A 17868-nucleotide genomic window follows, 5' to 3' on the forward strand; every position below is an offset into this window, starting at 1 on the left:
TTCTGCAGCCTCAAGCACTTCCGACGCATCGCCACCCGCTTCGACAAACTAGCCAGGAACTTCCTCGCCACCGTCCTCCTCGGATCAGCACGCCTCTGGCTACAGGCTTATGAGTCCACGCCCTAGGCGGTCAGGCGGCGACGGGCTCGCGGCCCAGGACGTCGTCGCGCACGCTCTCGGCGATCTTGGCCACCTCCGCGATGTCGCTCGCGGGCACGCCCAGCTCCGTCAGCGTGGCGGCAAGGTTCTCCACCACGGCGTCGAAGTGGCCGTCGTTCAGGCCGCGCGCGACGAGATGGGCGTGGCCGCGGCGCATGTCGGCGCCGGTGTAGGCGTTGGGGCCGCCGAAGGCCATGATCAGGAAGGCCCGCTGCTTGGCGTTCTGGTTGGCCATGTCCACGCCGTCGAAGAAGTGCGCGATCCGGTCGTCGGCCAGCACCTTGCCGTAGAAGATGTCCACCGCAGCCTTCACAGCCGGAGCGCCGCCGATGCGTTCGTAGAGCGTGGTCATGAGTCCCCCATTAAGTGGAATTTCAGATACCTATTTGAGAAGCGGCGCCTGATATACCACTTTTGTGCGAGCCACAAGCGCCCGTGGCCTTGAGGGTCTGCCGTTGCGTCTCAGCCTCCACACCGACTACGCGCTGCGGGCGCTGATCTATCTGGCCGCGATGCGGGAGCCGTCGGCGACGGCGGGCGCCATCGCCCAGTCCTATCGGATCTCGCAGAATCACCTGGTGAAGGTGCTCCAGCGGCTTCGGTCGCTGGGGTATGTGACGACGGTCCGGGGACGCGGCGGCGGCGTGCGGCTGGCCAGGGACCCGGCGGAGATTCGCGTGGGCGAGATCGTGCGCCAGACCGAGGACCTGGGCGAGATCGTCGAGTGCTTCAATCCTGAGACCAACACCTGCCCTGTGGCCCCGGTGTGCCTGCTGCCGCGTCGGCTCGGAGAAGCGATGGAGGCCTATCTGGCGGTGCTGGATCGCTACACCATCGCGGACGTCTCGGCGAACCGAGACGCGCTCGGGCGGATTCTTGGGACCTAGGCCCGCTTGTTGAGCGTGATCGCGGTGGCGGTCGCCGTGCTCACCTGGGCGCCAGCCGATCCGTAGACGCTCGCCTGGCTGCGCTGGCTGGCGACCTCCTCGGCGATGCATTTCACAAGGCCTTCGGTCACGATCCGGGCGGCCTCGATCGCGCGACCCTGGCGGGCCAGCACCGCGTCGAACGCCTCGGTCGCCCGGGCGAGCTTGGCGCGGAGCTGGAGGGGCGCGCCCTCCACAAGGCGTTTGTCGGCCCGCACCCGGGCGCTCTCGTGGCGATAGAGGTTCGCGAGGCGCGAGGTTTCCTCCAGCAGGGCGGCGGCGTCCTGCGGGCGGCGTTGCTCGAACGCCTGCGCCTGGGCGGCGATCAGCTCGGTCAGCCGCTCGGTGAGGACGATGAGCTGCTCACAGCGGTCGGTGGCGTCGTCGGCGGCGAGGGCCATCAGGTCAGTCCCTGCATCTTCAGGATTTCGCGCTGGATCGTGTCGGCCAGGCCGATGCCGCCCGCCTTGGTCATCTGTTTGCCCATGGCTTCGGTCATCATCGAGCGGAACATCTCCTCGCCCTGACCGCCGCCGAAGGGCCCGTCGGTCTCGACCCCTTGGAACATCTGCTGCAGCATGATCGAGAGAAACTGGCTTTCGAACTTCTCGGCCGCGTCGCGCGCCTTGCCACGGGCGAGATCCGCCGTCGTGGCCTGGGCCGTGGGAGTCAGCAGGGCAGGGGAGACGCTGACGGGCGTCGTGAAGCCGCTCATCACATCACCTCGATTTCGGCCTGCAGGGCGCCGGCGGCCTTGATGGTCTGCAGGATGGAGATCATGTCGCGCGGGGTGACGCCCAGGGCGTTCAGCCCGGCCACGAGGGTCGACAGCGAGGCGCCCGACTTCACCGTCAGGAACTGCTTGCCCTTCTCCTCCTCGACCGACACGTCCGACTGCGGAACCACCGCCGTCTGTCCGCCGCGGGAGAACGGCCCGGGCTGGCTCACCGCGGGGCTCTCGCGGACCGTGATGGTCAGGTTGCCCTGCTGGATGGCGACCGTCGAAACGCGGACCGCGTCGCCCATCACGATCACGCCGGCGACCTCGTCGATGACCACCTTGGCCGCATTGTCCGGCTCGACGGCCAGGTTCTCGATCTGCGCCATGAAGGCGACCAGGTTCTCGCCGGCCGGCGGGCGCACCGAGACGATCGTGGGGTTCTCGGCCACGGCCGAGCCCGGATGGTTGGTGTTGATCACGTCGGCCACGCGACGGGCGGTGGTGAAGTCGGGGTTGCGGAGGGTCATCCGCAGCTGGTCCAACTGGGCGAGCTGGAAGCGGATTTCCCGCTCGACCGTCGCGCCGCCCGCGATCCGGCCGGCCGTCGGCACGCCTTTCAGCACCGTCGAGCCCGAAGCGCCGCCGGCGCTGACCGAACCGGTCTGCACCGTGCCCTGGGCCACCGCGTAGGCCTGGCCGTCGGCGCCCAGCAGCGGGGTCACCAGCAGCGTGCCGCCGAGCAGGCTCTTGGCGTCGCCGAGGGCCGAGACCTGGGCGTCGATCTGGGCGCCCGGCGCGGAGAACGGCGGCAGCTTGGCCGTCACCATCACGGCGGCCACGTTCTTGGTGTTGAGGTTCGTCTCTCGCACGTTGACGCCGAGGCGCTCCAGCATCGCCTCCAGGCTCTGCTTGGTGAAGGGCGCGTTCCGCAGCGCGTCGCCCGTGCCGTTCAGGCCCACGACGATGCCGTAGCCGATCAGCTGGTTCTCCCGCACGCCCTCGAAGGCGACGATGTCCTTGATGCGCGACTTGGCCGTCGCCGCCTGGGGCAGGCAGGCCGTCGCGGCGAGGACGAGAGCAGAGAGGAGTCGGGCCAGGTTCATGGGCGCCCTTCGTACGAAAGAGTTCGGCTCCCCTTCGCCAGATGTGTGCCAGCCGGAAAACGCTGAAAAATCAGTGCTCCGACGGATCGGTCGGCAAGTTCGACTAGGCAGAATCCTCCCCTCGTTAACCATGCTGCAAGTTTGGCCGGCAATGCTGCGCGTGAGAGTCGAGGGCCCAGGCGTCCATTCATGAAGGTCACCGGTACAGGCGGTCTGTCGCAGACGTCGGGCGCCAAGCCCGCGCGCAGCGGCGGCGGAGGCGAGGGGTTCCGCGTCGGCGCGTCTTCGGCGCCGGCCGCGCCCGCCCAGGTCGCAGCGGCCAGCGGCGTCGCCAGCGTCATGGGGGTCGAGGCGCTGATCGCCCTGCAGGACGTCGGGACGCCCACCGAGCGCCGTCGGCGGTCGGTCAGCCGGGCCGGCCGGCTTCTGGACTCCCTCGATGACCTGAAGGTCGCCCTGCTGGGCGGCGATCTGTCGGCCGCCCAGGTCGAGGCGCTCGGACGGGCCGTCCGGGAGCAGCGCATGGCCACCGACGACCCCAAGCTCGAAGCCGTTCTAGATGAGATCGAGACTCGCGCCGCGGTTGAGCTTGCGAAGCTGGAAGCCGTCCGTGGGCGCCGATAGTCCGCTGCGACGTTCCAGCGACGTTGAAACCATCGGTCGTTTTGCTATACAGCCCGCGCGTGTCTCAGGGTTCCTAGGGGCGTGAGGTTTTCATGAAGGCAGCCGCTGTGTTGGCTGAAGGTCCTGAATACCGTCCTTCCGAGGACGAGGAATTCATGAACGAGCGCCAGCTTGAGTATTTCAAGCAGAAGCTCCTGGCGTGGAAAGAGGACATTCTCCGCGAATCTCGCGAGACGCTGTCCCATCTCCAGAAGGAGACCGAGAATCACCCCGATATTGCTGATCGGGCGTCCTCGGAAACCGATCGGGCTCTTGAGCTTCGTACCCGTGACCGGCAGCGTAAGCTGATTTCCAAGATCGACGACGCCCTGCGCCGGATCGAGGACGGGTCCTACGGCTACTGCGAGGAGACGGGCGAACCCATCGGCCTGGCGCGACTCGACGCCCGCCCGATCGCGACGCTGAGTCTCGAGGCCCAGGAGCGGCACGAGCGCCGCGAGCGCGTCCACCGCGACGACTGACGGCGCCCGGGGGTGTTTTTGCCCCGCTGACGCGGCTAGACTATATATGCTCAAAGTGAGCATTAGTCCGGTCGGGAGCTGGCGGTGACGAAGGCGTTCCACTCGATCCACACGCACGGGTTCGTCCGGGCCGCCGTCTGCACGCCGGCCGTCCTCCCGGGAGAGCCCGGTTTCAACACCGACGAGACGCTGCGCATGGCCCGGCAGGGCGATGTGGAGAGCTGCGATCTCATGCTCTTCCCGGAACTGGGGATCTCCGCCTACGCCATCGACGACCTGCTGCTGCAGGACGCGCTCCTGGCCCGGGTCGACGCCGAGCTGCGCCGCCTGGTGGAGGCGAGCGCCCACCTGAAGCCGGTGCTGATCGTGGGCGCGCCCCTGGCCCACAACGGCCGCCTCTACAACTGCGGGATCGCGATCTCCCGCGGGCGCGTGCTGGGCGTCACGCCGAAGAGCTTTCTGCCCAACTATCGGGAATATTACGAGAAACGCTGGTTCGCGCCGGGCGCTGGCGTCACGGGGCTGGAGATCGCCGTGGCGGGCCAGACGGCGCCGTTCGGGACCGATCTGCTGTTCGCGGCCGAGGACTATCCGGACTTCGTCTTCCACCTGGAGATCTGCGAGGACTTCTGGGCGCCGACCCCGCCCTCGACCCAGGGCGCGCTCGCCGGCGCGCTGATCCTCTGCAACCTCTCGGCCTCGAACGTCGTCGTCGGCAAGGCGGACGAACGGGAGCTGCTGTGCGCCAGCCAGTCGGCGCGGTGCCAGGCGGCCTATCTCTATTCCGCCGCCGGGCCGGGCGAGAGCACCACGGACCTGGCCTGGGACGGGCAGGCCTCGATCCACGAGTTGGGCCGGCGCCTGGCGCAGACCGAGCGCTTCCCTGCGGCCTCGGAGATGGCCGTGGCGGACATCGATGTGGAGCGCCTGCGGCTGGAGCGCATGCGCACGCCGACGTTCAATGACGCCGCGGTCGCCGCCGGCCATCCCGAGCGACGTTTCCGGCGTGTGGGTTTCGCGCATCGCCCGCACTACGACGACGTCGGCCTGATCCGCCCGCTCGACCGCTTTCCCTTCGTCCCGGACGATCCCGCGCGCCTGGACAAGGATTGCTACGAGGCCTTCAACATCCAGGTGCAGGGCCTGGCCAAGCGCCTCCAGGCCACGAAATCGAAGCACATCTGCATCGGCGTCTCGGGCGGGCTGGACTCAACCCACGCGCTCATCGTCGCCGCCAAGGCGTTCGACTGGGTCGGACTCCCGCGCGCCAACATCCTGGCCTTCACCATGCCCGGCTTCGCCACCAGCGAGGGGACCAAGGCCAACGCCTGGGCGCTGATGCACGGCCTCGGCGTCACCGGCGAGGAAATCGACATCCGGCCGACGGCGCGGCTGATGCTGGAGGAGATGGGCCATCCCTTCGCCAAGGGCGAGCCGGTCTACGACATCGCCTTCGAGAACGTTCAGGCGGGCCTGCGGACCGACTTCCTGTTCCGGCTGGCGAACCAGAGGCACGCCTTCGTGCTCGGCACGGGCGACCTGTCCGAGCTGGCGCTGGGCTGGTGCACCTACGGCGTCGGCGACCAGATGAGCCACTACAACGTCAACGGCTCGCTCGCGAAGACCCTGATCCAGCACATGATCCGCTGGGTCGTGAAGACGAAACAGTTCGAGGAGGGCGCCTCGGCGACCCTGCTCTCGATCCTCGACACCGAGATCTCGCCCGAACTGGTGCCGGCCGACGCCACGGGCGCGATCCAGTCGACCCAGGCCAAGGTCGGGCCCTACGAGCTGCAGGACTTCAACCTCTTCCACATCACCCGCTACGGCCTGCGCCCCTCGAAGGTGGCGTTCCTGGCCTGGCATGCGTGGCATGACGCGGAGCGCGGCGACTGGCCCGAGCATTTCCCGGAAGAGGCGCGCAACCAGTACGACCTGGCGACGATCAAGTCGTGGCTGCGCGTCTTCCTGTTCCGCTTCTTCGAGATCAGCCAGTTCAAGCGCTCGGCCATGCCCAACGGGCCGAAGGTGATCTCGGGCGGGGCGCTCAGCCCCCGGGGCGACTGGCGCGCGCCCAGCGACGGCGTGGCCCGGGTGTGGCTGGACGAGCTGGAGACGGGCGTTCCCTGAGCCGCCGCTCAGCGGAGGGTCAGCGCTTGCTTCAGTGCGCGGCGTTCGCCCTCGGCCGAGCGCCACTGGCGGGTCAGCGCCCTCACGGCCGGGAGGACCCACGCCGTCCAGTATCCGAATGGAACGTCCTTATGGATGCGGTGCAGCTCTTCCATGGTCGGTCATCTCCCGTCAGGGCTTGTCCCTGCCTAGGTAAGATGATCTTCAGGACCGTGCGGAACAAACGGGTTCTCCTGCTGTATCCATAAGGTGGACTTATGAATGACCCGCTGGCCTCTCTGCCGCTAAGCGCCATCCGGGTGTTCGAGGCGGCGGCTCGGCTCGGCAGCTTCACCCGGGCGTCGGAGGAGCTGGGTATGACCCAGGCCGCCGTGAGCTGGCAGGTGAAGGCGCTGGAGCGCCGGCTGGACCAGCCCCTGTTCCGCCGCCTGTCGCGCGAGGTGGCGCTGACGCCGGCGGGCGAGCGTCTGGCCCGCGCGGCCACCGAGGCCATGACGGCCCTGCGCGCAGCGGTCGCCGACCTGACCGACACCGGTGAAGGCATCCTGTCGATCACCACGCTGCAGACCTTCGCGACGCGCTGGCTGGCCAGCCGCCTGGGCGCGTTCCAGGTGGCGCATCCGTCGATCGCGGTGCGCCTCGACACCGATTCCCGTGTCGTCGACCTGCTGCGCGGGGAGGCGGACCTCGCGATCCGGGCCTCCCGCCAGCGCGAGTGGCCGGCGATGGAGAGCGTCCTGCTGTTCCCCTCGGCCCAAACCGTGCTGGCCACCGCCGAGGCGATGGCGAGGCTGCCGCCGGAGCCACGGCCAGCCGATCTGCTGTCGGTCCAGAGGGTCGGGTCGGAGGCGGAATGGGCGGCGTGGTTCCGCAACGCCGGGGTCGAGGCCGTGGGACCTGCGCCGGAAGGGCCGCGGCTGACGGCGGACAATCAGGTGCTGGAAGTGGCCGCGGCCCAGGCCAGCGGCGGCGTGGCGATCGGCTCGCCGGTCATGTTCGCGACCGAGATCGCGGCCGGACGGCTGGTCCAGCCGTTCGAGGTCTATATCGGGGAGGAGGGCGGCTACTGGCTGGTCTATCCGAAGGACCGGCGCCGGGCCCGCAAGATCGCGGCCTTCCGTGACTGGCTGCTGGCCGAGGTCAGGGCCGACGCCACAGCGCAGAAGCTGCTGCAGGATCGGCCCGCCCCCACCACGGGAGATTAGAAGCGGTAGCTCGCCGTCACGCGGAAGCTGTCGACCTCGAAGTCGTCGTCGGTGCGCCGGAAGTCGGTCCCGGCGGTGTTGACCAGCAGGAACGGGTTGGTGGCCGCGGTCGTGCCCGAGTTGGACGCCCGCACGCCAAAGTCGTCGTCGTCGAGGCTGGTGCGCAGCCACTCGACGCCCAGGGTCACGTTGTCGGTCAGCTTGCGCTCGTAGCCGAGGCCCAGTTGGTGGCCCTTGGCGTCGCCGCCGCCCGAACGCGGGAAGGCGTTGACCGTGTTGGTGGTGGTGAAGCTGTGCTTCATGTTGCCCTGGGCGTAGCCGCCGGTGGCGTAGACCAGGTTGTCGCCGAAGGCGTAGCCGCCGCGCGCGCGGACGGCGAACAGGTCGGTCAGCTTGCGGGTGAAGTTGTAGGCCGCCGGCGTGGTCGAGAAGGCGGTCACGCCGTCCTGCAGCTCGAGCCGGCTGTATTCCACCACGCCCCCGACCACGAACGAGCCGATCTGGTAGTCGTAGCCGGCGCGCACGCCGATCTCGACGTCGGTGCCGTCGTCCTTGCGGCAGCCGCCGGGCGCGGCGTTGGTGTTGAACTGCCCGCCGCAGAAGCCGGGCGAGAAGGCGTCGGCGCCGGCGGCCGTGCGCACCGTGTCGCCATAGGTCCCGTCGAGGTTGGTGTCGAAGCCGATCGTCTCGCCGCTGCTCTCGTTGCGGTCGGCGTAGCCGGCGACGACGCCGACGTAGGCGCCGGTCCAGTCGGCGGTCTGGGCCTGGGCGGCGCCGGCGATCGCGAAGGCGGCCGTGGCGAGAAGAAGGGTGCGCATCTGTGGGCTCTCCTGGTCGTAGTCTCTGGTGCGGGATCGCCCTCGGCGCGCCCGTCCCCGGCTCTACGGTCCGTCAGGAACAGCGGATGCGACGCCCTGCCGCGTTCGACGGCAGGTGTGTCTTTCCACCCACAGTTGTCCGTCAGCCCCGGCGCCCCACCGCCGCTTCGGACGGATAGGGCTCGCGCCCCTGGTCGAGGAGGGCGGGGACGATCTGGTCCACCGTGTCCACGGCCACCCACGCGTCCATGAAGCCCGCCGGCGTCAGCCGCTCGTCCACCGTGTGCTGGAACAGCCGGAACAGCGGGTCCCAGAAGCTGCGGGGATTGTAGAACACCACCGGCTTGGCGTGCAGGTCGAGGCGGCGCCAGGAGAGAAGCTCGACCACCTCCTCCAGCGTGCCGATGCCGCCTGGCAGGATCACGAAGCTGTCCGAGCGCTGGAACATGAGCATCTTCCGCTCATGCATGTTGTCGACGATGACGTGCTCCACCTCGGCGAGGGCGCGTTCCTTGGCCACGAGGAAGGTCGGGATGATGCCGAGCACGTCGCCGCCGGCCGCATGGGCGGCCCGCGCGGCCGCGCCCATCAGGCCGACTCCGCCGCCGCCATAGACGAGCCGGATGCGCGCATCGGCCAGCGCCTTGCCCAGGGCGCGGGCGGCCTCCAGGAACGCCGGGTCGGCCTCGTCCGACGAGCCGCAGAACACGCAGGCCGATTCCAGGCGTTGGCTGAGACGCCCCATGACGCGTACTCCAATGGAAATCGAGTCTGGCCGCTTGCTTGCGCGGCGAGCACGTCCAAATAGCTAGGGCCAGGCTTCAGGAGTAGCAAGCACACCGTGACCGCCCCTCCCGAGTCGATGCGAGCGCGTCCGCCCCGGCGCGCGGGTGGGGGCTGAGCCCATGGTCCACGGACATATGGCGCACGGGCGTTTCCACGGGCCCGGCGCGGTCGAGCCGCCGGCGGCGCGCTTCGCCTTCTGGGGCTCCATGCGCGACCTGCTGGCGCTCGTCATGCGCTCGGAGGCGCCGCAGCTCAGGCTGAGGATCGGCGCGGCGCTGGTGCTGGTGCTGGTGGGCAAGCTGGCGGCGGTCATCGCGCCGGTGATGCTGGGCGAGGCGATCAACAGCCTGACCCCGACCGCGCAAGGCGTCGTCGTGGTGGGCGCGGGCTTCATCGGCATGGCCGTCGGGTTCGCCGTCCTGCGGCTGGTGGCCGCCTGCGCGCCTTATGCCCGCGATGCGATCTTCACCCGCGTCTCCCAGTCCACCATGGCGCGGGCGGCGGTGGAGAGCTTCGGCCACGCCCTGGCGCTGTCGCTGGACTTCCACCAGACCAAGCAGTCGGGCGCCCTGGCGCGGGTGATCGACCGGGGCGCCCGGTCCACCGACTTCCTGATCCGCAGTCTGATCTTCAGCCTGGGTCCGACCTTCGTCGAGCTGGTGCTGGCCATGACGGTGATGGCCGTTCGGCTGGACTGGCGCTTCGCGCTCACCGCCTTCGTCACCCTGGTCGTCTATGCGGTGATCACCTTCCGCATCACCGACTGGCGCCTCTCGCACCGCCGCGAGCTGAACGAAACCGAGACCCGGGCGGCGGGTCTCTCCTCCGACGCCCTCATGAACTACGAGACCCTGAAGGCCTTCGGCGCCGAGGACCGGCTGGTCCGCACCTATGGCGAGGCCATGGGGCGCTACGTCGACGCCAGCGCCCGGGCGAACGGCTCACTGAACCTCTTGAACGCCGCCCAGGCCCTGATCCTCAACGTCGGCCTCGCGGCGATGACGGTCATGGCGGGGATGGAGGTCGCCGGCGGGCGGCTCAGCATCGGCGACATCACCATGGCGGTGTTCCTGCTCTCCGGCCTCTACGCGCCGCTCGGCATGCTGGGGTTCCAGTACCGCGAGATCCGCCAGGGGCTGATCGACATGGAGCAGATGGTCGCCCTGCGGCAGATCACGCCCGACATCGTCGACGCGCCCGCGTCGCGGCCCCTGCCGCCGGCCAGCGGGCAGGGCGCGGCCATCGCCTTCGACCACGTCAGCTTCCGCCACGATGCGCGCTCGTCCGGCCTCCTCGACGTCAGTTTCGAGGCGCGTCCCGGCCAGACGGTGGCCCTGGTCGGCCCCTCGGGCGCGGGCAAGACGACGGCCGTGCGCCTGGCCATGCGGCTGCTGGATCCGCAGGAGGGCCGGGTGACGATCGACGGCGTCGACATGCGGGAGGTTCCCCAGGTGGAGCTGCGCCGCGCGGTGGCGCTGGTGCCGCAGGACGTGGCCCTGTTCAACGACACCCTCTTCGCCAACATCGCCTTCGCCCGGCCGGACGCCCGCCCGGAGGACGTCCGCGCCGCGGCCGAGGCCGCCGAGCTCGGGCCGTTCATCGACGGCCTGCCGAACGGCATGTCGACCCGGGTGGGGGAGCGGGGCCTGAAGCTGTCGGGGGGCGAACGCCAGCGCGTCGGCATCGCCCGCGCCCTCCTGGCCGGTCCGCGCCTGCTGATCCTGGACGAGGCCACCAGCGCCCTCGACGGTCCCACAGAGGCGGCGATCCAGGAGACCCTGCGCAAGGTGAAGGCCGGCCGCACGACCCTGGTGATCGCCCACCGCCTGTCCACCATCGCGGACGCCGACCAGATCCTGGTGCTGCGCCGCGGCCGCATCGTCGAGCGCGGAACCCACGCCGAGCTGCTGGACCACAAGGGCGAGTACGCCGCCCTCTGGCGGCGCCAGACGCGGGAGAGCTAGAGGTCGGCCGAAAGGGGCGGGATCTCGCCCCGGCCCACGGCCAGTCCCAGCGACAGGCTGCGGCCGATCATCCGGGAGCGCTCCACGAACAGGTCCGCGGCCTTGGGCGGGCAGACATCCCGGGCCGTCTTCTCGAAGAGGGCGAGCCAGATGGGGAAGTGCTCGTCCCTGATCTGCGGATTGCGGGCGTGCGCCGCCATGGGCGAGCCCTTGAACCGGCCGGTCATCAGGGTGACCGAGGACCAGAAGTCGCACAGCTTGGCCAGGTGCTCGTCCCAGTCATGGATGGCGGCGTTGAAGATCGGCCCCAGAACGGCGTCCTGGCGCACCCGTCCATAGAAGGTGTGCACCAGGGTCCTGATCATGGCCTCGTCGACCCCGGCGGCGACGCCGGGGCCTACCCGAAGGCGGGCGTCCATCAGGCCGCCTCGCGCCAGTGGGGCTCGAGCTGCTCGTGCGGCCACACGGCGGGGACCTTCACGGCCGGGGCGATGCCGGCCAGCTCGTTGGCGAAGCCGTGGTTCACGTCGCGGTGGTGGGCCTCGTCGGCGCGGACCACCTCGACCACGTCGCGCAGGGTCGCGTCGGGGCCAAGGTTCCAATAGCGCCGCGCGATCTCGGGCGCGGCCACGTTGGGCGAGCGGCCCTCGTCGATCTCGGCGAGGTAGTGGGTGTAGCTGATCACCGCCTCTTCCTCGAAATAGCCGACCACGCGGTGGGCGGTCTTCGACGAGACAAGATAGAGGCCGAAGAAGAACAGGTAGAACACCCACTGGGCGGCCACGACCACGAAGCGTTCGAAGGCCGTGGGCTTGGCGACCTCGATGAACGTCATCAGGTGCATCCGTTCGTTCTCGGCCTCGTCCATCAGGGTCTTGATCCAGCCCCGGTCGTCTTCCATCCGGCGCAGGCACTTCAGGTGGTTGAGGGTCGCGCCGACCATGCCGGGCACGGCGGCGACGGTCTCCAGCACCACCGCGCGGTGGCCATAGCGCCTGGCGAAGAAGGTGTCGGCGCAGAACCGCAGCGCCTTCACGAATCCGAACGCGACGCGGTCCGAAAGGCCGCGCGGGGTGTGATGGACGGCGTAGTCGGCGAGGGGGGCGATCATGGGGAACTCCTTCACTCACCGGTCGCTGGGGAGGGGCGACCGATGGCGGGGAGATAGACCTCGCCCGAAGCCGCCGCCATTTCGGAGCGGCCCCTACGTGGCGCTACGGAGACTTGGCCGTAGGGGGCAAGCGATGGGCTTGCCCATCCGGACCAGCGGAACCGCCGCCCCGCCCCGGGCGTCCTCGATCGCCTCGATGTCGACGTAGCCGCATTGGCTGTAGAGCGCCCGTCCGGAGAGGGTGGCCATCAGCTCCAGGCGCCGGAAGCCTTCCGCGCGCGCCGCGTCCTCGCAGAGCCGCAGGATCAGCCGGCCGACTCCCCGGCGCGCAAAATCGGGGTGGGTGTACATGGCCCGCACCCGCGCCGCGTCGGTGGCGGGGTCCAGCAGGGCCGCGTCGCGGCCCGGCGTGTGGTCGCCGCCGTAGAGGGTCGCCCGCCGGCTCCAGCCGCCGCAGCCGGCGATCCGGCCCTCGGACTCGACGATGAAGTAGGTCCCGTCGGCCAGCAGCTGGCGGTCCAGGCCCATGATCGTCCGGCTCGACTCGATCTGCGCCGGGTCCAGGAAGCCGCGCTGCAGCTCGCCGATGGCGGCGTCCATGACGAGATCCAGCGCCGGGGCGTCCTCGGGCCGGGCGATGCGGTGGCTCAGGGGCATGCCCCCGGGCTTACTCCGCCGCGCGCGGGATGTCGTCGTTGCCCAGGCCCGTCGGCTCCGGTTGGCGGCGCGAAGCCGGGCGGCGCCCGCCAAACAGGCCGCGCAGCCTGCCAAAGCGGGCAGAATAGACCTTCGGCGCGGCCAGCATGACCGGCGTCAGGACCAGGGTCAGCAGCGTGGCGAAGGACAGGCCCCAGACCACGGAGGCCGAAAGCTGGACCCACCATTCCGAGCCCGGCGCCTGATACTCGATGTGGCCGGTCCGGAAGTTCGGGTGGACCCGGAACATCAGCGGCAGGAGGCCGACGACGGTCACGAGGGTGGTCAGCAGCACGGGGCGGAACCGCTGGGCCGCCGCGCGCACCGCCGCTTCGTCCGCGGGATAGCCGGCGTGGCGCAGGTGGTAGAACGTATCCACCAGCACGATGTTGTGCCCGACCACGACGCCGAACAGCGCCACCACCCCGGTCCCCAGCATGATCACCGAGATGTACGGGAACGTGCCCCCCAGGTTTACCTGCACCCCCAGCAGGACGCCCACGGTGGACAGGATCACCGCCGAGAGGGTGACGAGCACCCCGTAGAAGCTGTTGAACTGCCACAGCAGGATCACGAACATCATGAAGATCGAGGCGGCCATTGCGGCGATGAAGAACTGCGCCGCCTCCTGGCCTTCCTCGTCGGCGCCGGTGAACTTCCAGGTCACGGCGGGGTCGATCGGCGCCTTCTCCAGCCAGGGCTTCAGGTCGGCGATCTTCTGGTTGGCGGCGACGCCCTCCACGACGTTGGCCTGGACGATCACCAGCCGCTGGCTGTCGCGCCGCTGGATCTGCGTCACCTGCTGGGCGGGCACGCGCTTGATGAAGTAGCTGGCGGGCACGGGACCGCTGGGCGTGGTGATCTTGAGCTGCTCCAGCGCCGCGACGTTACGGGCGCTGGGCGGGAATCGGACGCGGATGTCCAGCTCGTCCTCGGCGTCGTCCGGACGATAGCGGCCCATCAGCACGCCACCGGTGAGGAACTGGATCGTCTGGCCCACCGACAGCACGTCGACGCCGTAGCGGCCGGCGGCCTCGCGGTCGACGGCGAGGTTCCACTCGATGCCGGGCGAGGTCCGATTGTCCTCCAGCTCGATAAGCTGGCGATCCTCGGCCAGCTTGGCCTTCACCAGGTCGGCGGCGGCTTCCAGCGCGGCCGGATCGTGGCTGCGGAACTGCACCTGCACGTCCTTGCCGACCGGCGGGCCGTTCTGCGGTCCCCGCACCTCGACCTGGAGGCCGGGGATCTCGGTGACCCGCTCGCGCACCGCGTTCTCGATGTCCTTGCCGCGCAGGCCCAGGGCCTGGCGATCCTCGAAGTCCAGGAAGTCGACCCGGATGCGGCCGACGGTGTCGTTGGGCGCCGAGTTTGGGCCGCCGTTGCTGCTGAACCCGCCGGCGCGGACGTAGAAGGACTCCACGCCCTTGATGCCGCCCAGCCGGCTCTCGACCTGCCGCACCAGCGCATCCTGGGCCTCGGGCGAGAGGTTGCCGCGGGCCTTCACGAAGACCTGCGTGAACTCAGGGTCGTCCTCGAAGAAGAACTCGGTCCGGTGCTTCGTGGTCGCGAACCAGGCCACGATCGCGATGACGACCAGCAGGCCGCCGGCGAAGGCGCGGGTGGGGTGGGCGCCGAGATAGGTGAGGGCCCGGGCGTACCAGCCCATGAAGCCCTTCATCTCGCGCGGGTCGCCGTGCTCGGACTTCACGATCTCGGCCAGGTGCTCCTCGTCGATCGCCGCCTTGCGGGCGAAGATCGAGCCGAACGCCGGCGTGAAGATCAGCGCCACGAAGATCGAGGCGCCCAGCACGAAGAACAGGGTCAGCGGCAGGAAGCTCATGAACTTCCCGGCGATTGAGTTCCAGAACATGAAGGGCACGAAGGCGCACAGGGTCGTCAGGGTGCCGTTGGCCACCGGCCAGAACATCCGCTTGCCGGCGGAGGCGAAGGCTTCCAGCTTCGGCAGCCCCTCGGCCATGCGGCGGTCGGCGTACTCCACCACCACGATGCCGCCGTCGACCAGGATGCCCACGGCCAGCACCATCCCGAACATGACCATCATGTTCAGCGTGACGCCCATGAAGTTCATCATCAGGAACGCCAGCATGAAGCAGATCGGGATCGAGGCGCCGACCATCAGGCCCTGGCGGATCCCCAGGCTGGCGATGATGATCATCATCACAAGCAGGCTGGCCATGATCAGGCCGGACTCGAGCACCACCAGCGTGCGCCCGATGAACTCGCTCTCGTCGTAGATGTAGTTGAGCTGGACCGTCGACGGCCAGCGCTTGGCCTCGGTCTCGGTGACCTTCTTGATGGTCTCCACCGTGTCGAGGATGTTAGCGCCGCCGCGCTTGGAGACCTCGAGGATGAAGGCCGGATGGCCGTTGAAGCGGCTGATCGAGCTGGCTTCCTTGAAGGTGCGCCGCACCTCGCCGATGTCGCCGATGGTCACCAGGCGGTCGCCGCTCTTCTTGACCGGCAGGGCCAGCACGTCGGCCGGGCTTTCCACCACGCCGGGCACCTTGATCGCGAACTGGCCCGCGCCCGAGCGCAGGGAGCCGGCGGGCACGAGCTGGTTGTTGCGGCCGATCACCTGGGCGAGTTCGCCGGTGGTGACGTTGTAGGCTTCCATGCGCAGGGGATCGATCTCGACCTCCAGCACTTCCTCGCGGCCGCCGCTCATGAAGACCTCGAGCACGCCGTCCGTGCCCTCCAGCCGCTCCTTGAGCACCGTGGCGACCCGGTGCAGCTCGCGCTCGGGCGCCGAGCCCGAGATCACGATGCCGATGACCGGCTCGCCCGAGAAGTTGGCCTCCTGGATGATCGGCTCTTCCGCGTCGGGCGGGAACTTGCCGCGGGCCAGGTCCACCTTGGCGCGGACGTCCTCCAGCGCCTTGTCCTTGTCGAAGTCGGCCTCGAACTCCAGCGTGACGATCGCCGCGCTCTGTCGCGCCACCGCGTTCAGGGACTTGATGCCCTGGATCGTCTGCAGTTCGACCTCGAGCGGCTTCACCAGCAGGCGCTCGGCGTCTTCCGGCGACACGCCGGGGAAGGGGACGACCACCGAGATGTAGGGCAGGTCGATGTCCGGCTCGGATTCGCGCGGCATCGAAAGGTAGGCGAACAGGCCGAACAGGGCGGCGATGAGCGTGACGCCCAGCACAACCTTGCGCCGCTTGATGGCTCCGTCGATCAGCGGACCGATCATCAGTATCTCCCGAAGCGCCTACCGAGGGGGTGGATGACCGGCCCGCCGCCCGGAAAGCGCTCAAACTCCCAAAAAAACGCCAGCGCTCTCCAGAGCGCCGGTGGCGACCCGGCCTAGCGGACCTGGGCCACCCGAACCTTCTGACCATCGGCGACGAACGACTGTCCGACGGTGATTACATTGACGGTCCCCTTGAGGCCGCTGATCCACATGCCCTCGCGCGTTTCCTCCAGCACGCTGACGGGCGCGAATGCGACCCGGCCGTCGGCTTGCACATAGCGCACGCCCTGACGTCCGGCGCTGTCGAGCACCAGGGCGGAGACGGGCACCAGGTGCGCCGGCCCGGCGCCGGCGGCGATGCGCAGGTCGGCCGAGAGGCCCGAGCGCACCACATTGCCTGGATTGGGCACGGTGACCTCGAGGTGATAGGTGCGGGTCTGCGGATCGGCGTCGCGGGCCACATAGCGGACCTGGCCGTTCAGCACCTTGCCGTCCACCAGCCGCGCCTGGGCCGGCGCGCCGACGCGCAGGCGGGCCGCCTCGGTCTCCGGCGCGTCGCCGACCACCAGCAGCGGGTTGAGTTCGATCATCGTGCCGCACGGCTGGCCGGGGGCGAGGTAGGCGCCGATCTCGGCGTCCCGGCGGTCGAACACGCCCGAGAACGGCGCGCGGATCTCCACCTGGCGCAGCGCGATCTCGGCCTGGCGGACGGCCGCCTGAGCCGCGTCGAGATTGGCCTGGGCCTCCAGGACCTGCGTCTCGGATCGGAAGCCCTTTTCGCGGAGCTGCTGCGCCGCCTGACGCTGGAGCTGGCGGGATTTCAGGGCCGCGCGCGCCTGGTCGAGCGCCGCCTGGCGCGCATCGACGGCGAGGCGGCACAGCACCTGGCCCTGACGGACGAAGCTGCCCTCGGCGGTCGGCGTCGCGGCGACCACGCCGGCGGTCTCCGAGCGAACGACGACGGCGCGGGCCGCCTCGGTGCGTCCCCGCATCACCACCTGGGTCTCTCTGACCATCTCCGGCGACATCTTCGCCTGCACGCTTGGCAGCGCCGACCCGGCGGGCGCCTTGGCCTCGGCCTGGTTCGAACCGCCGCCGAAGATCGACCGGATCGCGAAATATACGACCAGGACGGCGACGATGGCGACAATGACGGCGTACTGCGGCTTCAGGCGCATACAGGCGGATCCCCGGACTCAGCTTTGAGCGCGATGTCTCCCCATCCCGCCCGATCGCCGACTATCCGCGGCTTGGGGCGTTTGTGATGCCGTCGTTACGCCAGCGCAAATGAATTTGCGGTCACCTGGACGGCGGGGTTCAATCGGCCTTGGCGAGCCCAAACTACAACGAATGGTAGAGCCGCGCGAGAGGCGCGACCTTGCCGGTGGGTTTACGGGGTAAGTCGATGAATCGCCAGCGCGAGCTGGGCTGTTGAGGGCAAAGCCGTGAGATATCTGCACACCATGGTCCGGGTGACCGATCTCGACGCCTCGCTGGCGTTCTACCGCGACAAGCTGGGGCTGAAGGAGGTGTCGCGCAGCGAGAACCCGGGCGGCCGCTTCACCCTGGTCTTCCTCTGCGCGCCCGGCGACGAGGAGATGGCGCGCCAGCACAAGGCGCCCATGGTGGAGCTCACCTACAACTGGGACCCCGAGGTCTATGAAGGCGGCCGGAACTTTGGTCACCTGGCCTATGCGGTCGACGACATCTACGCGGTGTGCCAGCGCCTCAAGGACGCGGGGGTGGTGATCAATCGTCCGCCCCGGGACGGCCGACTGGCCTTCGTCCGCTCGCCGGACAACATCTCCATCGAGCTGCTCCAGGCCGGCCCGGCGCTTCCGCCCGCGGAGCCCTGGGCGTCGATGCCCAACGTGGGCAGCTGGTAGGGGCGCC

The 17868-nt window shown here is 69.4% G+C and carries 19 protein-coding genes and 1 pseudogene; 8 read left to right on the forward strand and 12 right to left on the reverse strand.

Annotated features, from left to right (window positions below):
* Positions 1 to 126, forward strand: a pseudogene (locus DJ019_RS00005) (IS5/IS1182 family transposase); the annotation flags it as partial.
* Positions 127 to 130: 4 nt separating this feature from the next.
* Here DJ019_RS00005 and DJ019_RS00010 read toward each other — a convergent pair.
* Positions 131 to 511, reverse strand: coding sequence for a group I truncated hemoglobin (locus tag DJ019_RS00010; protein ID WP_111273945.1), 381 nt, complete (start codon positions 509 to 511; stop codon positions 131 to 133).
* 103 nt (positions 512 to 614) lie between these two features.
* On the opposite strand from DJ019_RS00010, the gene DJ019_RS00015 reads away from it, so the two are divergent.
* Positions 615 to 1046 carry an RrF2 family transcriptional regulator gene (locus DJ019_RS00015; protein WP_111273946.1) on the forward strand — a complete coding sequence of 144 codons (432 nt, stop codon included), beginning with the start codon at positions 615 to 617 and terminating at the stop codon, positions 1044 to 1046.
* Here DJ019_RS00015 and DJ019_RS00020 read toward each other — a convergent pair.
* From DJ019_RS00020 to DJ019_RS00030, 3 genes are read right to left on the reverse strand one after another with little or no spacing between them, the layout of a single operon-like run.
* A complete protein-coding gene (locus DJ019_RS00020; protein WP_111273947.1) occupies positions 1043 to 1486 on the reverse strand; it encodes a flagellar basal body protein in 444 nt (147 codons plus the stop codon). The genes DJ019_RS00015 and DJ019_RS00020 overlap by 4 nt on opposite strands.
* Positions 1486 to 1800 carry a rod-binding protein gene (locus tag DJ019_RS00025; protein WP_111273948.1) on the reverse strand — a complete coding sequence of 105 codons (315 nt, stop codon included), beginning with the start codon at positions 1798 to 1800 and terminating at the stop codon, positions 1486 to 1488. The genes DJ019_RS00020 and DJ019_RS00025 overlap by 1 nt, the downstream gene beginning before the upstream one ends.
* Positions 1800 to 2909 carry a flagellar basal body P-ring protein FlgI gene (locus tag DJ019_RS00030; RefSeq protein ID WP_111273949.1) on the reverse strand — a complete coding sequence of 370 codons (1110 nt, stop codon included), beginning with the start codon at positions 2907 to 2909 and terminating at the stop codon, positions 1800 to 1802. Before DJ019_RS00030 ends, DJ019_RS00025 begins: the two co-directional genes overlap by 1 nt.
* A 189-nt stretch (positions 2910 to 3098) precedes the next feature.
* Here DJ019_RS00030 and fliX point away from each other — a divergent pair, with 189 nt between their 5' ends.
* The 3 genes from fliX to DJ019_RS00045 all read left to right on the forward strand — a co-directional run bounded on the left by fliX (position 3099) and on the right by DJ019_RS00045 (position 6184).
* Entirely contained in the window at positions 3099 to 3533 is a 435-nt protein-coding gene (gene fliX / locus DJ019_RS00035; protein ID WP_111273950.1) for a flagellar assembly regulator FliX, read from the forward strand.
* Between the two features lie 92 nt (positions 3534 to 3625).
* The gene (gene dksA / locus DJ019_RS00040; protein ID WP_111273951.1) at positions 3626 to 4054 is read left to right on the forward strand and encodes an RNA polymerase-binding protein DksA; all 429 of its coding nucleotides are present in this window, start codon (positions 3626 to 3628) and stop codon (positions 4052 to 4054) included.
* Between the two features lie 84 nt (positions 4055 to 4138).
* On the forward strand, positions 4139 to 6184 hold the full coding sequence (locus tag DJ019_RS00045; RefSeq protein ID WP_111273952.1) for an NAD(+) synthase: 2046 nt from the start codon (positions 4139 to 4141) through the stop codon (positions 6182 to 6184).
* A gap of 8 nt (positions 6185 to 6192) precedes the next feature.
* Here the strand turns inward: DJ019_RS00045 and DJ019_RS20810 are convergent, their stop codons facing one another.
* Positions 6193 to 6339: a hypothetical protein gene (locus DJ019_RS20810; RefSeq protein ID WP_165843838.1), complete on the reverse strand. Its 147-nt coding sequence runs from the start codon at positions 6337 to 6339 to the stop codon at positions 6193 to 6195.
* A 102-nt stretch (positions 6340 to 6441) separates the two neighbouring features.
* Between DJ019_RS20810 and DJ019_RS00050 the strand changes: the two genes are divergently transcribed.
* Positions 6442 to 7389 (forward strand): LysR substrate-binding domain-containing protein, encoded by a 948-nt coding sequence (locus DJ019_RS00050; RefSeq protein WP_111273953.1) that lies wholly within the window; start codon positions 6442 to 6444, stop codon positions 7387 to 7389.
* Here the strand turns inward: DJ019_RS00050 and DJ019_RS00055 are convergent.
* Complete coding sequence (locus DJ019_RS00055; RefSeq protein WP_111273954.1) at positions 7386 to 8207, reverse strand: outer membrane protein; 822 nt, start codon at positions 8205 to 8207, stop codon at positions 7386 to 7388. The genes DJ019_RS00050 and DJ019_RS00055 overlap by 4 nt on opposite strands.
* A 142-nt stretch (positions 8208 to 8349) precedes the next feature.
* On the reverse strand, positions 8350 to 8952 hold the full coding sequence (locus DJ019_RS00060; protein WP_111273955.1) for an LOG family protein: 603 nt from the start codon (positions 8950 to 8952) through the stop codon (positions 8350 to 8352).
* Positions 8953 to 9112: 160 nt separating this feature from the next.
* Between DJ019_RS00060 and DJ019_RS00065 the strand changes: the two genes are divergently transcribed.
* Positions 9113 to 10957 carry an ABCB family ABC transporter ATP-binding protein/permease gene (locus DJ019_RS00065; protein WP_111273956.1) on the forward strand — a complete coding sequence of 615 codons (1845 nt, stop codon included), beginning with the start codon at positions 9113 to 9115 and terminating at the stop codon, positions 10955 to 10957.
* On the opposite strand, the gene DJ019_RS00070 is transcribed toward DJ019_RS00065, so the two are convergent.
* The 5 genes from DJ019_RS00070 to DJ019_RS00090 form a co-directional block, all read right to left on the reverse strand.
* The gene (locus DJ019_RS00070; protein WP_111273957.1) at positions 10954 to 11376 is read right to left on the reverse strand and encodes a group III truncated hemoglobin; all 423 of its coding nucleotides are present in this window, start codon (positions 11374 to 11376) and stop codon (positions 10954 to 10956) included. The genes DJ019_RS00065 and DJ019_RS00070 overlap by 4 nt on opposite strands.
* Positions 11376 to 12068: an alternative oxidase gene (locus DJ019_RS00075; protein WP_111273958.1), complete on the reverse strand. Its 693-nt coding sequence runs from the start codon at positions 12066 to 12068 to the stop codon at positions 11376 to 11378. Before DJ019_RS00075 ends, DJ019_RS00070 begins: the two co-directional genes overlap by 1 nt.
* Before the next feature lie 93 nt (positions 12069 to 12161).
* On the reverse strand, positions 12162 to 12725 hold the full coding sequence (locus DJ019_RS00080) for a GNAT family N-acetyltransferase (protein ID WP_111273959.1): 564 nt from the start codon (positions 12723 to 12725) through the stop codon (positions 12162 to 12164).
* A 10-nt stretch (positions 12726 to 12735) separates the two neighbouring features.
* Positions 12736 to 15975, reverse strand: coding sequence for an efflux RND transporter permease subunit (locus DJ019_RS00085; RefSeq protein ID WP_111273960.1), 3240 nt, complete (start codon positions 15973 to 15975; stop codon positions 12736 to 12738).
* Between the two features lie 113 nt (positions 15976 to 16088).
* A complete protein-coding gene (locus DJ019_RS00090) occupies positions 16089 to 17153 on the reverse strand; it encodes an efflux RND transporter periplasmic adaptor subunit (RefSeq protein WP_111273961.1) in 1065 nt (354 codons plus the stop codon).
* 267 nt (positions 17154 to 17420) lie between these two features.
* Here DJ019_RS00090 and DJ019_RS00095 point away from each other — a divergent pair, with 267 nt between their 5' ends.
* Positions 17421 to 17861 carry a VOC family protein gene (locus DJ019_RS00095; RefSeq protein ID WP_111273962.1) on the forward strand — a complete coding sequence of 147 codons (441 nt, stop codon included), beginning with the start codon at positions 17421 to 17423 and terminating at the stop codon, positions 17859 to 17861.
* Positions 17862 to 17868 lie beyond the last annotated feature (7 nt).

Origin of the sequence: Phenylobacterium kunshanense (assembly GCF_003254525.1) — a bacterium.
GTDB lineage: Bacteria > Pseudomonadota > Alphaproteobacteria > Caulobacterales > Caulobacteraceae > Phenylobacterium > Phenylobacterium kunshanense.

Excerpts from the sequence above, each read along its gene's own strand:
- DJ019_RS00075 (WP_111273958.1), bottom strand. The coding sequence starts at position 12,068 with ATGATCGCCCCCCTCGCCGACTACGCCGTCCATCACACCCCGCGCGGC.
- DJ019_RS00020 (WP_111273947.1), bottom strand. The coding sequence starts at position 1,486 with ATGGCCCTCGCCGCCGACGACGCCACCGACCGCTGTGAGCAGCTCATC.
- DJ019_RS00055 (WP_111273954.1), bottom strand. The coding sequence starts at position 8,207 with ATGCGCACCCTTCTTCTCGCCACGGCCGCCTTCGCGATCGCCGGCGCC.
- DJ019_RS00085 (WP_111273960.1), bottom strand. The coding sequence starts at position 15,975 with ATGATCGGTCCGCTGATCGACGGAGCCATCAAGCGGCGCAAGGTTGTG.
- DJ019_RS00065 (WP_111273956.1), top strand. The coding sequence starts at position 9,113 with ATGGTCCACGGACATATGGCGCACGGGCGTTTCCACGGGCCCGGCGCG.
- DJ019_RS00090 (WP_111273961.1), bottom strand. The coding sequence starts at position 17,153 with ATGCGCCTGAAGCCGCAGTACGCCGTCATTGTCGCCATCGTCGCCGTC.
- DJ019_RS20810 (WP_165843838.1), bottom strand. The coding sequence starts at position 6,339 with ATGGAAGAGCTGCACCGCATCCATAAGGACGTTCCATTCGGATACTGG.
- fliX (WP_111273950.1), top strand. The coding sequence starts at position 3,099 with ATGAAGGTCACCGGTACAGGCGGTCTGTCGCAGACGTCGGGCGCCAAG.
- DJ019_RS00010 (WP_111273945.1), bottom strand. The coding sequence starts at position 511 with ATGACCACGCTCTACGAACGCATCGGCGGCGCTCCGGCTGTGAAGGCT.
- dksA (WP_111273951.1), top strand. The coding sequence starts at position 3,626 with ATGAAGGCAGCCGCTGTGTTGGCTGAAGGTCCTGAATACCGTCCTTCC.
- DJ019_RS00050 (WP_111273953.1), top strand. The coding sequence starts at position 6,442 with ATGAATGACCCGCTGGCCTCTCTGCCGCTAAGCGCCATCCGGGTGTTC.
- DJ019_RS00080 (WP_111273959.1), bottom strand. The coding sequence starts at position 12,725 with ATGCCCCTGAGCCACCGCATCGCCCGGCCCGAGGACGCCCCGGCGCTG.
- DJ019_RS00025 (WP_111273948.1), bottom strand. The coding sequence starts at position 1,800 with ATGAGCGGCTTCACGACGCCCGTCAGCGTCTCCCCTGCCCTGCTGACT.
- DJ019_RS00060 (WP_111273955.1), bottom strand. The coding sequence starts at position 8,952 with ATGGGGCGTCTCAGCCAACGCCTGGAATCGGCCTGCGTGTTCTGCGGC.
- DJ019_RS00070 (WP_111273957.1), bottom strand. The coding sequence starts at position 11,376 with ATGGACGCCCGCCTTCGGGTAGGCCCCGGCGTCGCCGCCGGGGTCGAC.
- DJ019_RS00030 (WP_111273949.1), bottom strand. The coding sequence starts at position 2,909 with ATGAACCTGGCCCGACTCCTCTCTGCTCTCGTCCTCGCCGCGACGGCC.